General features: G+C 64.8%; 12 protein-coding genes. 3 read left to right on the top strand and 9 right to left on the bottom strand.

The window, feature by feature from the left end; genetic code table 11:
• Nucleotides 1-130: 130 nt before the first annotated feature.
• Together F0Q04_RS05875 and F0Q04_RS05870 are read right to left on the bottom strand one after the other, a co-directional pair.
• Complete coding sequence (locus F0Q04_RS05875; protein ID WP_182344898.1) at nt 131-1468, bottom strand: sulfatase; 1338 nt, start codon at nt 1466-1468, stop codon at nt 131-133.
• Nucleotides 1469-1546: 78 nt separating this feature from the next.
• Nucleotides 1547-2530, bottom strand: a complete 984-nt coding sequence (locus F0Q04_RS05870) for a Bug family tripartite tricarboxylate transporter substrate binding protein (RefSeq protein WP_182344897.1) — start codon at nt 2528-2530, stop codon at nt 1547-1549.
• Nucleotides 2531-2717: 187 nt separating this feature from the next.
• On the opposite strand from F0Q04_RS05870, the gene F0Q04_RS05865 reads away from it, so the two are divergent.
• Entirely contained in the window at nt 2718-3242 is a 525-nt protein-coding gene (locus tag F0Q04_RS05865; protein WP_232539519.1) for a MarR family winged helix-turn-helix transcriptional regulator, read from the top strand.
• Nucleotides 3243-3344: 102 nt separating this feature from the next.
• Nucleotides 3345-4460, top strand: coding sequence for a uroporphyrinogen decarboxylase (gene hemE, locus F0Q04_RS05860; RefSeq protein ID WP_182344896.1), 1116 nt, complete (start codon nt 3345-3347; stop codon nt 4458-4460).
• Between the two features lie 90 nt (nt 4461-4550).
• Here the strand turns inward: hemE and F0Q04_RS05855 are convergent, their stop codons facing one another.
• The 7 genes from F0Q04_RS05855 to lnt all read right to left on the bottom strand — a co-directional run bounded on the left by F0Q04_RS05855 (nt 4551) and on the right by lnt (nt 12761).
• On the bottom strand, nt 4551-5111 hold the full coding sequence (locus F0Q04_RS05855; RefSeq protein WP_116926621.1) for a histidinol phosphate phosphatase: 561 nt from the start codon (nt 5109-5111) through the stop codon (nt 4551-4553).
• Between the two features lie 86 nt (nt 5112-5197).
• Complete coding sequence (glyS, locus tag F0Q04_RS05850; RefSeq protein WP_182344895.1) at nt 5198-7330, bottom strand: glycine--tRNA ligase subunit beta; 2133 nt, start codon at nt 7328-7330, stop codon at nt 5198-5200.
• On the bottom strand, nt 7330-7860 hold the full coding sequence (locus tag F0Q04_RS05845) for a metal-dependent hydrolase (protein ID WP_182344894.1): 531 nt from the start codon (nt 7858-7860) through the stop codon (nt 7330-7332). Before F0Q04_RS05845 ends, glyS begins: the two co-directional genes overlap by 1 nt.
• A gap of 20 nt (nt 7861-7880) precedes the next feature.
• A complete protein-coding gene (glyQ, locus tag F0Q04_RS05840; protein ID WP_116926715.1) occupies nt 7881-8789 on the bottom strand; it encodes a glycine--tRNA ligase subunit alpha in 909 nt (302 codons plus the stop codon).
• A gap of 338 nt (nt 8790-9127) precedes the next feature.
• Nucleotides 9128-10348, bottom strand: coding sequence for a beta-ketoacyl-ACP synthase I (gene fabB, locus F0Q04_RS05835; RefSeq protein ID WP_116926624.1), 1221 nt, complete (start codon nt 10346-10348; stop codon nt 9128-9130).
• The gene (gene fabA, locus F0Q04_RS05830; protein ID WP_116926625.1) at nt 10345-10869 is read right to left on the bottom strand and encodes a bifunctional 3-hydroxydecanoyl-ACP dehydratase/trans-2-decenoyl-ACP isomerase; all 525 of its coding nucleotides are present in this window, start codon (nt 10867-10869) and stop codon (nt 10345-10347) included. The genes fabB and fabA overlap by 4 nt, the downstream gene beginning before the upstream one ends.
• Nucleotides 10870-11168: 299 nt before the next feature.
• Nucleotides 11169-12761 (bottom strand): apolipoprotein N-acyltransferase, encoded by a 1593-nt coding sequence (gene lnt, locus F0Q04_RS05825; RefSeq protein WP_409935129.1) that lies wholly within the window; start codon nt 12759-12761, stop codon nt 11169-11171.
• 268 nt (nt 12762-13029) lie between these two features.
• Between lnt and F0Q04_RS05820 the strand changes: the two genes are divergently transcribed.
• Nucleotides 13030-15114 (top strand): TonB-dependent siderophore receptor, encoded by a 2085-nt coding sequence (locus F0Q04_RS05820; protein ID WP_232539518.1) that lies wholly within the window; start codon nt 13030-13032, stop codon nt 15112-15114.
• Nucleotides 15115-15136: the final 22 nt, after the last annotated feature.

Here is a 15136-nt window from a genome sequence, read left to right as displayed (position 1 = left end):
CAAGTTGAAGTGAGGGGCTCTCAAGGTCCAGCAAACCGCAGGTTTGCGGAGGAGACCAGGCGCCGCGCCGCAGGCAGTACAAAAGTACGACCAGGCGCCGCAACGGCCTCTCAAGGGCTTTGTGAATCCCTCAGCGCTGGGGCATGTCGGCGTCGGTGTAGCACAGGCTCACCGTCGCATCGCCCGGTATCGGCGGCATGCTGGCGTTCCAGGCTTCCCAGGCGGCCACCATCGCTTGCAGGCGCTCGGGCAGCACGCTGGCCAGGTTGGCGCGCTCGCGCTCATCGGCGTGCAGGTTGAACAAATAGTCCACGCCATCGACCCGCAGGTATTTCCAGTCGCCATCGCGCATCGCGCGCTGGCCCCGGTGGTTCATGCGCCAGAACAGGGGCTGATCCTGGTGCCAGGCCGGGTCCTGCAGCAGCGGCAGCAGCGACTGCCCATCCCAGGGGTAGCCGGTAGCGGGCTGGGCCCCGCCAATGTCCAGCATCGTGGCGCTCCAATCCATCGTCATGCAGGTCTGGCGGCTCTCGCCCGCAGGGGCGATGACGCGTGGCCAATGGGCCACCCAGGGCACGCGGATGCCGCCCTCGGTCAGGTCCATCTTGCCGCCCACCAGCGGCCAGTTGTCCGAGAAGCGCTCGCCGCCGTTGTCGCTGGTGAACACGATCAGCGTGTCGTCTGCCAGCCCATGCGCTTGCAGGCGCTCCACCAGGCGGCCAATGCCTTCGTCCATGTGGTGAATCATGCGCTGGTAGCTCTCGATATTGCCGCCATGCAGGTGGTAGATGGCCTGCTTATTCTCCACCAGCTCGCGCGACAAGGCCTCGTCGTCCCGGGTCTCCCAGGGCCAGTGCGGGGCGGTGTAGTGCACGCTCAAAAAGAAGGGTGTGTCCTGCTGCGCACCGGCTGCCATGCGGTCGATATAGTCCACCGCATAGTCGCTGATCAGGTCGGTCAGGTAGCCCGGCTGCGCGCGCTCGGCCTCGCCAAACCAGAGGTCATGCTGGCCATTGGCACCGCAGTGGCTGAAGTAATCCACGCCGCCCGACATGGGCCCAAAGAACTCCTCATAGCCCGATTGGAGCGGGCTGAAATGCGGCGGGTAGCCCAGGTGCCACTTGCCCATCAAGGCGGTGCGGTAGCCTGCTTCTCGCAGCAGCGATGGCAAGGTCGGGTGGCTGGGCGGCAGGCCCAGGTCAGGGTTGCCGCGCGTGGCGGTGCGGATCGGCTCCTCGGCCGCGCCGCGCAGGCGGTACTGGTAGCGCGCCGTCATCAGCGCAAAGCGCGTGGGCGAGCAGACCGGCGAGTTGGAATAGCCTTGCGTGAGCTTGAGGCCCCCGGCAGCGAGCGCATCGATATGCGGCGACACGGCGCCAAAGCGGGCGTTGCGGCCGCCATAGCAGCCCAGATCGGCGTAGCCCAGGTCATCGGCCACGATAAAGATGATGTTCGGTCGTTTCAACACGGGGTCTCACTCACAGTCATGGCAGGCCGGCATCCGGTGGGCACGCGGCCTGCGTCTGGCATGTCAAGGGGCAACAGATCAGGGCTTGTAGCCCGAGGCCTGGATCACTGGGACCCACTGCTTTTTGTAGGCCTGCAGCGCCTTGGCGGTCTGCTCGGCGGTGCTGGCCACCGGGTCCAGGTAGTTGGTCGCAAACTGTTTGTGCACATCCGGGTCCTGCATCAGCTTGTGGATGGCGGCAGCGTAGCGCTGCACCTGCGCGGCGGGCATGGACTTGGGCGCAAAGAAGGTGTTCCAGCCAGCGGCAGACAGGTTCACGCCGGCCTCCTTCAAGGTCGGCACATCGGGCACGGCGGCGTTGCGGGCATCGCCACTGACGGCCAGCAGGCGCAGCTTGCCCGCCTGGTGCTGCTGCACCAGCGTGTCGAGCGTATCAACGGCGACGGGCACCTGGCCGCCCATCAGATCGGTGAGCAGCGGGGCCGAGCCCTTGTAGCCCACCGCCTCGGCTTCGACGCCGGCTTGCTGGCCAAGCATCAGCGCAAAGAAGTGCGGCAGGCTGCCAGTGGCAGGCACGCCGATATTGGCCTTGGCCGGGTTGGCCTTGAGCCAGGCGAGCAGGTGCTGCATTTCCCTGACCGGCACGGCGCTGGACACCGCCACGCCAAACACATAGCGGTTGACCTCGCTGACCGGCACAAAATCCTGCTCGGCGTCATAGCCCAGATTGCTCACCACCAGCGGCGCCACCACCATGACGGCGGGGTTGGCCAGCATCAGCACCGGCTGGTTGGCCGGCGCATTCTTCACAAACTGCGCAGCCACGCGGCCGCCGGCGCCCACCTTGTTGTCCACAATCACGGTGCTGCCCAGGCTGGCCTGCAGCTTGTCGGCCACGATGCGCGCAACGCGGTCCGTCGCGCCACCGGGCGGGTAGCCCACGATGATGCGCAGCACCCCGTCCTGGGCCTGCGCGGGCAAGGCCCACAGCGACGAGGAGGTGGTCAGCACCGAGGCAGCCATGGCTGCGGACTGGCCGAGAAAATGACGACGTTGAACCATGGGGAGAGTCTCCGATGCTTATGAACAAGGCCGCATGGACGGCCGATGCCCTCTATGTTGCCGCGTTTGATCTAGCCCAAAGGCATAAGCTTTTTCAGCCTCCGCACATGCGCCCGCGCAACATGCCTGCACTGTAGAAAACCAGGGCACAATTGTTCTAATCAACCATCGCCCGGATTTACCCGCAGTGCCGCCCAACTCCCTTGCCGATCCGCAGCAGCCCAGCGACCTGCTGCTCTACCGCCTGGCCAAGCTCACTGCGTCGGCGGGCCGGCTGGTGACGCGGTTGTGCGAGCGCCACTACGGCATCACCCGGCGCGAATGGGGCGTGCTGATGTGGCTGGCGCGCCAGCCCGGTCTGCAGCCTTCGCAACTGGCCGATCTGCTCGAGCTTGACCGGGCCCGCATCTCGCGCGCGATCGCCTCGATGCAGGCCAAGGGCCTGCTGCACAAATCCACCGAGACAGGCAACCGGCGCCGCGCAGCGCTGCAACTGAGCCCTGCCGGCCAGCGCCTGCATGATGCGCTGCTGCCCCAGGTGCGGCGCATCAACACCGACCTGGTGGCCGCGCTCGATGCCGATGCGCTGGCGCAATTGGACCAGAGCCTGCACCAGCTGCAGCAGCAGGCCAACCGGTCCGCGCAGGACGAGGCCAGCGATGCGGCCTTTCCGCCGCGCCAGTCCGGCCACCGCCAAAACCACCTGGGCTGAGCCACCGCCGGGGGGCGATCTGCGCGGACTTTGCTCCATACCCTACCCGGGCAAACCGGCATCGCTGCCCAGGCATCGGCAACTGCGCGACAATCCCTGCCCATGAGCACGACATTTGCACCGCTGAGCAACGACACCTTCTTGCGCGCCTGCCGCCGCCAGGCCACCGACTACACCCCGCTGTGGCTGATGCGCCAAGCCGGGCGCTACCTGCCCGAGTACAAGGCCACGCGCGCGCGCGCCGGCAGCTTCATGGGGCTGGCAACGAATGTGGACTACGCCACCGAGGTGACCTTGCAGCCGCTCGAGCGCTTTGCGCTCGATGCTGCGATCCTCTTTAGCGACATCCTGACGGTGCCCGATGCGATGGGCCTGGGCCTGTCGTTTGCCGAAGGCGAAGGCCCGCGCTTTGCCCAGGTGGTGCGCGACGAGGCCGCCGTGAAGGCGCTGGCCGTGCCCGACATGGACAAGCTGCGCTATGTGTTCGATGCGGTGACCAGCATCCGCCGTGCGCTGGGTGGCCGTGTGCCGCTGATCGGTTTTTCCGGCAGCCCCTGGACCCTCGCATGCTACATGGTCGAAGGCAAGGGCAGCGATGACTACCGCCAGGTCAAGTCGCTGATGTACAGCCGCCCCGATCTGATGCACCGCATCCTGGAGGTGAATGCCGACAGCGTGGCCGCCTACCTCAACGCCCAGATCGATGCCGGCGCGCAGGCCGTGATGATTTTTGACAGCTGGGGCGGTGTGCTGGCCGATGGCGCCTTCCAGCAGTTCAGCCTGGCCTACACCAGGCGCGTGCTCAGCCAGCTCAAGCGCACCGGCGTGGACGGTACCGATGTGCCCCGCATCGTGTTCACCAAGGGTGGCGGCATCTGGCTGCCCGAGATGCGCGATCTCGACTGCGAGGTGCTGGGCCTCGATTGGACCGCCAACCTCGGCAAGGCCCGTGCCATCGTCGGCGGCGAAGCTGGCGGCCCGGGCAAGGCGCTGCAAGGCAATATCGACCCCAATGTGCTGTTTGCCCCGCCCGAGCGCATTGCCGAGCAGGTGCGCCATGTGCTCGAGAGCTTTGGCACGCCCCATACCGACACCAGCCGCCCCGGCCCCACGCATATCTTCAACCTGGGCCATGGCATCAGCCAGTTCACACCGCCCGAGCATGTGGCCGCGCTGGTCGAAGCGGTGCACAGCCAGTCGCGTGCGATGCGTGCTTGATCGAGGCGGCTGAGCGCTGCGATATCGCCCAAGCAAAAGCCCTGCCGTTTTACATGGCAGGGCTTTTCATGGGGCAGAGCACGTCGCTTCTCAGCCCTGCGGCGGCCGATTCGCGATGGTCTGCAGCAAGTGCTCGATGCACTGGACCATGCTGGCGTGTTGCTGCGCCTCTTCGGAGGGGCACAGCGCCGTCTCGGCATCCGGCCCGCCGGGCACGGAGACCCAGTGCAGGCGTGCGCCCAGGCTGGCGGCGGCCTGCAGCAAGCTGGCGCTGCGGGCGATCACCGCGACCTTGCCCGCTTCCATGTTGAAGCGGTCCAGGATCTGGCGCAGCAGCGTGGCCTGGGCATCCAGGCAGTCGCAGTGGTCATCGGGCGGATGGGGACAGAAGAACACCGCATCGACCTTGGCGCCGACGGTGGCCAGCTCCTTGTACATCTGGCGGTGGTAGTCATTGAGTGCGGCGCAGTCGTAGAGACCCCGGCCCAGACCGGGCTGGTTGGCCACCAGCACCACATGCCAGCCAGACAGGTTGAGCCGGGCGATGCTGATCGCCGCATCGGGCATGCTCTGCCAGTCCTGGTGGCCGCTCAGCTGGCCCAGCACCGGCTGGCCAACAATACCGTCACGCTCGAGAATCGCAAGTTTCATCACAGGCTCCCTCCGAAGACAGGCTGGGGCACGCGGCCCTGGCGGGCGGCAGCCAATGCACGATGGCTGCGCGCCCATCCAGCTTATCAGGCAGCGACCAGGCGCGACAGATCGGCGATGCGGTTCATCGCCTCATGCAGGGTCGCCAGCAGGCCCAGGCGGTTGGCCTTGAGCGCCGGGTCTTCGGCATTGACCATCACATGCTCAAAGAAGGCATCGACCGGCGTGCGCAACGCCGCCAGGGTCTGCAGGCTGGCGGTGTAATCGCCTTCGGCAAACTGGGCATCAGCCTTGGGTGCGACGGTCTGCAGCGCGGCAAACAGGTCCTTCTCGGCCTGTTCTTGCAGCAGGGCTTCGTCCACGCGGGCGCGTACCGGGCCATCGGCCTTCTTCAGGATATTGCCCACGCGCTTGTTGGCAGCGGCCAGCGCCGGTGCCTCGGGCAGCGCGGCAAAGGCACGCACCGCTTCGAGGCGCTTTTGCACATCGGCCAGGCGCTGGGGGCGGTAGGCCAGCACGGCCTCCACTTCCTGGGAGCCAAAGCCTTGCTCACGTAGGCTGCCGGCCAGGCGGTCATAGATGAAGTCGGACAGCGCTGCGCTCGCGTCTTCGATCTTGTCGCCAAAGGCGGGCAAGGTGCTGACCAGCAAGGTGTCCAGGTCCAGCGGCAGGTCCTTTTCGACCAGCATGCGGATGACGCCCAGCGCATGGCGGCGCAGCGCAAACGGGTCGCGGTCGCCGGTGGGCAGGTTGCCGATGCCGAACATGCCCACCAGGGTTTCGAGCTTGTCGGCCAGCGCGACGATCACGCCCACCTCGCCGCGTGGCAGCACATCGCCGGCAAAGCGCGGCTTGTAGTGGTCTTCGATCGCATCGGCCACTGCGGCATCGAGCTGGTCGTTGAGCGCGTAGTAGCGGCCCATCGTGCCCTGCAGTTCTGGGAACTCACCCACCATGTCGGTGATCAGGTCGGTCTTGGCCAGCTGGGCGGCCTGGTCCACCTGCTTGCCCAGTTGGGTGGCGCCCAACTGCTGCGCAATGCTCTTGGCAATGGCACGCACGCGCTGCACGCGCTCACCCTGGGTGCCCAGCTTGTTGTGGTAGACCACCTTGTCCAGCGCCTCGACGCGCGAGGCCAGGGTCTTCTTGCGGTCCTGGTCAAAGAAGAACTTGGCATCGGCCAGGCGCGGGCGCACCACGCGCTCATTGCCACCAGTCACGGCCGATGCGTCAGCGGGGCTGATGTTGCTCACCACCAGGAACTGGTTGGTCAGCGCGCCATCGGCAGCGAGCAGCGGGAAGTACTTCTGGTTGGCCTTCATCGTCAGGATCAGGCACTCCTGCGGCACACCCAGGAATTCCTTCTCGAACGCGCAGACCAGCACATGGGGGCGCTCGACCAGCGCAGTCACTTCATCGAGCAGTGCTTCGTCGTCGATCGGCTTGACGCCGCCGCCCACACGCTCGGCCGCTGCCTGCAGCTGGCGCACGATCTCGGCCTTGCGCTCGTCAAAGCTGGCAATCACCGCGCCCTGCTCGGCCAGGGTCTTGGCGTAGCTGTCGGCATCAGTGATCAGCAGCGGATCGACCAGCGCTTCAAAGCGGTGGCCGTGCGTGGTGTTGCCGGCCTTCAGACCCAGCGCTTCGATCGACAGCAGCACCTCGGTGCCGTGCAAGGCCACCAGGCCATGGGCCGGGCGCACAAACTGCACGCTGCTCCAGCCGGGCAATTCGCAGTTGCCTTCGAGCTGGTAGGTCATGACCTTGGGGATGGGCAGCTTGGCGATGCTCTCGGTCAGCGCCTTTTGCAGGCCCTCGGCCAGGCTGACGCCAGCGGCCGTGCTGTCGTAGAACAGCGCTTCGGCCTTGCCGTCCTGGGCCCGCTTGAGCTGCGGCACCACCGAGGCATCGGCGCCCAGCGCGGCCAGCTTCTTGAGCAGGGCCGGCGTTGGCTGGCCATCGGCCGACAGGCCGACTGCCACGGGCATCAGCTTTTGCGAAACCTGCTTGTCAGCGGCGCGCGGCAGCACGTCGGTGATCAGCGCGGCCAGGCGGCGCGGCGAGGCATAGGCCGTCAGCTGCGAGCCGTCACCGGCCAGGCCCTGCGCGCGCAGTTGCTGCAGCAGCACCTGGGCAAAGGCATCGCCCAGCTTTTTGAGCGCCTTGGGAGGGAGCTCTTCAACAAACAGTTCAACCAGAAGATTGGGAGAGGAAGTCATCAGGATTTCCGGGTATGGCGCAGCGCGAAGATGGACAGGCCCAGGGTCAGCAGCGGGAACCATACGTTGTAGAGTTCACTGACCAGGACCTGCACACCGCGCTGCGAGAAAAAGCGGTCTGCAGCAATGGGCGAGACGGCAATCGGTCGCCAAGGGCTGAAAAAACGTTCGGAGCTCAAAGGCCACAGCAGGGCAATGCCGCTGCCGCCGCTGGTCATCATGTCCAGGAAGGGGTGCGACAAGGTGCAGAAAAACACCCAGGCAAAGCCGGCCAGGCGCGGCACCTTCCACCAGCGCGCCAGCCATAGGCCCAGCAGGCCCATCAGCAGTGCAAACAAGGCCGTGTGGGTGATGCCACGGTGGGCCCAGATGCCGCTGCCGGCGCTGCCGAACTGGTAGGGAATGCCGTCGAAATCAGGCGCAATCGCGGCCAGCGCGCCCACCAGCAGCATGCTGGGCGGCACACGGCGGCTGCCCAGCGCCAGCGCTGCGGCGACCGGTACGGCGACATGCGTGAAGATCGTGGGCATGGGCAGCGCGGCGGGGGTGTTTAGGCAGCAGCCTTCGGGGGGATCTGCGCGACCCACTCGCGCGGAGCCATCGGAAAGCCCAGGCGCTCGCGGCTGTCGTAGTAGCTCTGCGCCACGGCGCGCGCGAGGTTGCGGATGCGGCCAATGTAGGCCGCCCGCTCGGTCACGCTGATCGCGCCACGCGCATCGAGCAGGTTGAAGGTGTGGCCGGCCTTGAGCACTTGCTCATAGGCGGGCAAGGCCAGCTGCTGCTCCATCAGGAGCTTGGCCTGCTTTTCATGCGCGCCAAAGGCCTGGAACAGGAACTCCGCATCGGAATGCTCGAAGTTGTAGGTGGACTGCTCGACCTCGTTTTGGTGGTAGACATCGCCATAGGTCAGGCCATCGGTCCACTGCAGGTTGTAGACGTTGTCCACGCCTTGCAGGTACATCGCCAGGCGCTCCAGGCCGTAGGTGATCTCGCCGGTCGCGGGCTTGCAATCGATGCCGCCCACTTGCTGGAAATAGGTGAACTGCGTCACTTCCATGCCGTTGAGCCAGACTTCCCAGCCCAGGCCCCAGGCGCCCAGGGTCGGGTTTTCCCAGTCGTCTTCGACAAAGCGGATGTCGTTTTTCTTCAGGTCAAAACCCAGCGCTTCGAGCGAGCCCAGGTACAGATCGAGGATGTTGGCAGGCGCGGGCTTGAGCACCACCTGGAACTGGTAGTAGTGCTGCAGGCGGTTGGGGTTCTCGCCATAGCGGCCATCCTTGGGGCGGCGGCTGGGCTGCACATAGGCCGCTTTCCAGGGCTCGGGGCCGATGGCGCGCAGGAAGGTGGCGGTGTGCGAGGTACCTGCACCCACCTCCATGTCATAAGGTTGCAATAGCGCGCAGCCCTGGTCGGCCCAGTACTGCTGCAGCTTCAAAATGATTTGTTGGAAATTCAACATGGAGAGTCTGGTGGTGGACGCAGCCTGCTGCTGGCGGCCCGCAATGGGGCGCGCAGCGACAAGATCGGACTGCATGCATGCCTTGCTGCCTGTCTGCACCAGCAAAGCGGTCAAAAACATTTGATTTTAGTGCTTTCAGCCGCCCCATGGGTGGCGATAGCCGAGCGCGCCAGCGGCAAGGGCAGGCACGCATGGCTGCCAGCCCGCAACAGCGCGCGTTGGCGCCGCGCCTGCACTGCAACAGCGGTCTCATTTTGATAGCACTCCTGCTGCGGTTACGAGAGCAAAAGAAAAGCGCCCGAAGGCGCTTTGTCAGTGGGAGTGGAGGGTGGTGGCGATCAAGCCGCTTCCCAGCGCTTGAGCACCAGGCAGGCATTGGTGCCGCCAAAGCCAAAGCTGTTGGACAGCACCTGCTTCAACTCCGCCACGCGCGCCTTGGTGACCAGCGGCATATCGCCCACCGCAGGATCGGGATGGTCCACATTGGCCGAGCCGGCGATGAAGCCCTTCATCAGCATGATGAGGCTGTAGATCGCTTCCTGCACGCCGGTCGCGCCTTGCGAGTGGCCGGTCAGCGACTTGGTCGACGAGAACGGCGGAATGCGGTCGCCAAACACCTTGCGGATCGCATGCAGCTCAGGCACATCGCCCACCGGGGTGGAGGTGCCATGGGTGTTGATGTAGTCGATCGGTGCGTCCAGGCCTTCGATAGCCTGGGACATCGCGGCCACCGCGCCTTCGCCCGAAGGCGCGACCATGTCTTCACCGTCCGACGAGATGCCAAAACCGACGATCTCGCCCAGGATGGTGGCGCCGCGCGCCTGGGCATGCTCCAGGCTCTCGAGCACCAGCGCGCCGCCGCCGCCGGCAATGACAAAACCATCGCGGTCCGTGTCATAGGGGCGCGAGGCCTTGGTCGGGTCGTCGTTGTATTTGCTGGACATCGCGCCCATGCCATCGAACAAGATGGCCAGACCCCAGGACAGTTCTTCGCCGCCGCCGGCAAACATCACATCCTGCATGCCCCAGGAGATCTGCTGGGCGGCCGCGCCCACGCAGTGCGCCGAGGTCGAGCAGGCCGAGGTGATCGAGTAGTTGATGCCCTTGATCTTGAAGTTGGTCGCCAGGTTGGCCGACACGGTCGAGCCCATGCAGCGCGTGACCTGGTAGGGTCCCACGCGGCGAATGCCTTTTTCACGCAGGGTGTCGGCCGCCTCGATCTGGTTGGCCGGCGAGCCGCCGCCCGAGCCCATGATCAATCCGGTACGCGGGTGGCTGATTTGTTCGGGTGACAGGCCTGCCTGGGCAATCGCTTGCTGCAGCGAGATCTGCGCGTAAGCGGCAGCATCTCCCATGAAGCGCAGTTGCTTGCGATCAATGAACTCTTCGACATTGATGCGCGGAATGCCAGCGACCTGGCTGCGCAGGCCCATTTCCTTGAACACCGGCATATGGGCGATGCCGGAGCGGCCTTCGCGCAGCGAAGTCTCCACGGCTTCCAGCCCCACACCGATACAGGAGACGATACCGGCCCCTGTAATAACCACCCGACGCTTCATGCTGCGTTTTCCTTGCCATCGCCCTCGCGCAGGAACAACCCCACACGCAGGTCATTGGCGACATAGATTTCCTTGCCGTCAGCGAGCAGTCGCGCATCGCCAATGGCCATGTTCAGTTTGCGCTTGATCACGCGCTTGATGTCGATTTCGTAGGTTACCAGCTTCACGTCGGGGCCGACTTCGCCGGTGAACTTGACCTCACCGGCACCCAGGGCGCGCCCGCGTCCTGGCAGGCGCAGCCAGGTCAGGTAAAAACCGATCAGTTGCCACATGGCGTCCAGCCCCAGGCAGCCGGGCATCACGGGATCACCCTGGAAGTGGCACTTGAAGAACCACAGATCGGGGTTGACATCGAGCTCAGCGACAATTTTTCCCAGCCCGTGCGAGCCGCCGTTTTCGTCGATTTCGGTGATGCGGTCAAACATCAGCATCGGCGGCAGTGGCAAACGGCCACTTTCAGGGGTAAACAACTTGCCCTCACCGGAGGCGATCAGTTGTTCATAGGAAAAAGATTCAGCCATTGTCAGTCCAACTTCTGGTGGCGGTCACTCCGCCGCATTTCTCTGATGGTGCCCAGGCACCATTACCTGCAGGTACACATTATCCCGCTTCTGGGCCCGAACGTGCGAGACAAAGCCGTGGAGTGCGCTGTGCTTTGTGCGCCGAACCCAGGCTATCTGCGTTTTTTAACAGCAGTTACATTTGCCGATGGTGGACGCTCGCCAAGCAGCCGCATGGGGTGAGCACGGTGCTGCGGCCGTCATCTGCCGGCAATTTGTCCGTTTAAGACGGCATCTGCACCGGCAGCTGCGCTGGGTGGTCAGCGCCGCCGGCCCAGCCAGGCCCCGACCAGTACCAGTGCTCCCAGGCCCCACAGCGGCCAAAGCCCCCAGCGACCAGCCCACTGGGCAAACCAGGTCGGGCCCGCATCCACGCCCTGCACCTGCGCCTGCAGCACCGCGCGGGCTTGGTGCGGCAGGATCTGCTGCACCACGCCGTCCCGGTCGATCACCGCGGTGGCGCCGGTATTGGTGGCGCGCAGCATGGGCCGCGCCAGCTCCAGGGTCCGCATGCGGCTGATCTGCAAATGCTGGTCGATCGCAATCGAATCGCCAAACCAGGCGATATTGCTGGCATTGACCATGATCGTCGGCGATTGCGCACTGTCCACAAAGCGGCTGGCCAGTTCTTCGCCAAACAGATCCTCGTAACAGATATTGGGCGCCCAGCGCTCCCCCGCCCAGGCCAGCGAGGGCTGGTTCATGCCGCCGCGGTTGAAATCGCCCAGCGGAATCTGCATCAAATCGGTGAACCAGCGGAACATTGGCGGGATGAACTCGCCAAAGGGCACGAGGTGGTGCTTGTCATAGCGGTAGGCCTCGGCACTGCCGGGCACCAGGCCCACCATCGAGTTGGTATAGCCCTGCTCAAAATCGCCCAGCGGCACGCCGACCAGCGCCGCCTGCTGGCCGCTGGCAAAGCGCTGCTGCAGCTCTTGCCAGTAGCCATGCGGGGTTTGCTGCAGCAGCACGGGGATGGCAGTCTCGGGCGCAATCACCATGTCCGCCTGGCTTTGCTGCAGCTGCTGGGCATACCAGGCCAGCGCCATCGGGATGCCCGAGCTGGCCTGGAACTTCTCGCCCTGCGAGATATTGCCTTGCAGCAAGGCGACGGATACCGGCTTGTTGGGCGCCGCGGCCACCGAGGCCTGGGGCAGGTGCTGGGCCAGCCAGAGCACGGCAGCCACCGCCAGCAGCGCGACATAGCCCGGCCAACGCGCCACATGCGCGCCGCGCAGCCCCGCCAGCCACATCGCAGCGGCCGATGCGACGGCGCCAATGCCGTAGACACCGATCCAGGGTGCCAGGCTTGCGAGCGGCCCATCGACATGGGCGTAGCCGCCTGCGCCCCAGGGGAAACCGGTCCACCACTGGCCACGCGCCAGCTCGGCGAGCAGCCACAGCGCGGCAAACAGCAGCACGGCGCCGCTCAGGCGCTCGCCTCGCCAGGCCACAAACAGGCCGCAGACGACGGCGTAGTACAGCCCCAGAAATGCCGCCAGCCCCAGCACCGCCAAAACCGCCAGCGGCGCGGGCAGTCCGCCATAGGTGTGCATGGAGATAAACAGCCACCAGAAGGTGGCGCAGAGCCAGGCGCAGGCAAAGGCCCAGCCGATCAGCACCCCGTGCCAGGGCCGCTGCACGCGCATGAGTGCCGCGGGCAGCACCGCCAGCGACAGCAGCTGCAGCCACCACAGCGGCTGGCCATAGCTGGCCGGAAAACCATCGCTATGCCAGGGCCAAGCCAGCGACCAGGCTTGCAGAACCCCGGCGACCAGTGCCAGGCAGGCCCACAGCCAGGGAAAGCGGCGGGGTGACTCAAACAGGGAATAAGAAGAATAGGACGCGGGCACAGGTCAATCAGGGTTTGGCAGGGGAAACCACCGCGCGCTCTTTGGGCACGGCCGCTGGGCGCACTATACGCGATCCCCCTCTGGGGCGCTGAGCGGCGTGGGCGGCACAGCGCAACTGGCAGCTACGTCGGGCAATGGTCGATAGAAAATAACAAATGCAGCAAATTCGCTACAAAAGAGAATGCATTTGAGAACAATTATCGATTGCAATATAAAATTACAAACTAGTTATCCATTCCATTCGTCCCACTTCTCCCCCACCCTCACCATGCAATACGCACGCTACACCCCGGTGGTCCAGGCCGTTGTGCTGGCCATCGGCGCGATCGGCTTTGCTGCCCCTGCGCTGGCACAAACCGCTGACACCAACACCACCGACAAGGCTGAAGCCGCCAGCACGACGCTGGAAACCGTGACGGTGATCGGCTCGGTCAACGATCTGCAGAGGCTGGACTTCTACGCGCCCAACTCCAGCGCCGTGCTGCAAAAGGACCAGATCGACGCGCTGGGCGCGCGCAAGCTGGACCAGGCCCTGCAGTACCAGGCCGGCGTAGTCAGCGAGCCCTTTGGCGCGGACAACAAGGTCGAGTGGTTCAAGATCCGCGGCTTTGATGCCTCGGTGTCGCTGGACGGCACCCCCACCTCGCCCAATGGTTACTTTGTCTGGAAGCCTGAAATCTTTGGCGTGGAAACGGTGGAAGTCGTCAAGGGCGCCAACTCGCTGATCTTTGGCGCCTCGGAATCCGGCGGCGTCGTCAACCTGGTCACCAAGCGCCCCAAGAAGGAGCGCGCACTGCAGCTGAACACCGAGGTCGGCAACCAAAAGCGCCTGGGCGCTGGCATCGACTACAACGACATCGCCAATGCCGATGGCACCGTGTACTACCGCCTGGTGGCGCAGGCACGCCGCGAAGACGGCATGCAGCGCGAAACCAATATGAAGAGCTACTACCTGGCGCCCAGCGTCACGATGGAGTTCACGCCCCAAACCTCGCTGACCCTGCTGGGCAGCGTGCAGCGCGAAGATGGCCGCCCCACCAACGGCTTCCTGCCCGCCTACGGCACGATCACCGATACGCCTTATGGCCGCATCGACCGCCGCTTGAACGCGGGCGAGCCCGGTGTGGACCACCTCAAGCGCACCCAGTCCAGCCTGGGCTGGCTGCTGAGCCACCAGATCAACAGCGACTGGAAGTTCACGCAGAACTACAAGTACACCCACCTCGATCTGGACCAGGTCAACACCTTTGCCTATGGCTCGGACGGTGACCGGACGCTCTCGCGCGGCTACACCTACACCGATGGCACCTCCAAGAGCCATTACCTGGACAACCGCATCACCGGCAAGCTCAAGCTGTCCGACAGCATCCAGCTGCTGCCCACCTTCGGTATCGACTACCTCAAGTCCGACACCGATGGCCTGAACAACGGCTTCGGCTTTGTGCCGGGTCTGGACATGTTCAATCCCGTCTACGGCGCGCCTTTCGACATCACCGGCACGCCTTATGGCCTGCACTCCAAGCAGTGGGGCGCCTATGCCTCCACCCAGCTGCGCGTGGGCAGCCACTGGAACTTCAACGCCGGCATCCGCCATGACAGCGCCAAGAACACGGGCTCGGTCAGCGGCTCCGACGCTGCCTACGATGTGAGCAAGAACAGCGTCAACCTGGGCGCGATGTACATCACCGACTTCGGTGTCTCGCCCTACATCAGCTATTCGGAATCGTTCAAGCCCATCGCCGGCGTGGACAGCACAGGCATGGCCTACAAGCCCTACGAAGGCAAGCAAAGCGAAATCGGTCTGAAGATGGAGCCCACCTGGCTCAACGGCACGCTGACCCTCGCCTACTTTGACATCAAGGAAAAGAACGCGCTGATCTCGGACGCCTCCAACATCCAGACGCAATCGGGCAAGCGCACCAACAAGGGCATCGAGCTGCAGGGCGACTTCAAGCTGGGCGCGGCGACTGCCATCAAGGCAGCCTACACGCACAACAACTCCAAGCAGGACATCTCGACCACGCAGACCGTGCGCACGCCGCTGATCCCGGACAACCAGGTCAGCCTGTGGCTGAGCCACAGCCTGAGCCTGGCCAACAGCCAGAAGCTGACGGTGGCTGCCGGTGCCCGCTACAACGGCCAGACCGAAGACCAGCGCTACAGCCCCGGCAAGCGCATCTCCGGCTACACCTTGCTGGACCTGATGGTGCGCTACGACCTGAGCCGCGAATGGGCGCTGCAACTCAATGCCCGCAACCTGACCGACAAGACCTATGTCAGCGGCTGTGACTTCTACTGCTACTACGGCGGTGGCCGCACGGTGGATGTGCAGCTGCAGTACCAGTGGAAGTAAGCCACTAAGATCGAAAGCCTAG

This window comes from Comamonas koreensis (assembly GCF_014076495.1).
GTDB lineage: Bacteria > Pseudomonadota > Gammaproteobacteria > Burkholderiales > Burkholderiaceae_C > Comamonas > Comamonas squillarum.
Note: the sequence above shows the minus strand (reverse complement) of the source record. Positions and strands in the feature narration are given on the sequence as shown.

Coding starts and splice junctions, on each gene's coding strand:
- F0Q04_RS05870 (WP_182344897.1), bottom strand. CDS start 2,530: ATGGTTCAACGTCGTCATTTTCTCGGCCAGTCCGCAGCCATGGCTGCC.
- hemE (WP_182344896.1), top strand. CDS start 3,345: ATGAGCACGACATTTGCACCGCTGAGCAACGACACCTTCTTGCGCGCC.
- F0Q04_RS05855 (WP_116926621.1), bottom strand. CDS start 5,111: ATGAAACTTGCGATTCTCGAGCGTGACGGTATTGTTGGCCAGCCGGTG.
- glyS (WP_182344895.1), bottom strand. CDS start 7,330: ATGACTTCCTCTCCCAATCTTCTGGTTGAACTGTTTGTTGAAGAGCTC.
- F0Q04_RS05845 (WP_182344894.1), bottom strand. CDS start 7,860: ATGCCCACGATCTTCACGCATGTCGCCGTACCGGTCGCCGCAGCGCTG.
- glyQ (WP_116926715.1), bottom strand. CDS start 8,789: ATGTTGAATTTCCAACAAATCATTTTGAAGCTGCAGCAGTACTGGGCC.
- fabB (WP_116926624.1), bottom strand. CDS start 10,348: ATGAAGCGTCGGGTGGTTATTACAGGGGCCGGTATCGTCTCCTGTATC.
- fabA (WP_116926625.1), bottom strand. CDS start 10,869: ATGGCTGAATCTTTTTCCTATGAACAACTGATCGCCTCCGGTGAGGGC.
- F0Q04_RS05820 (WP_232539518.1), top strand. CDS start 13,030: ATGCAATACGCACGCTACACCCCGGTGGTCCAGGCCGTTGTGCTGGCC.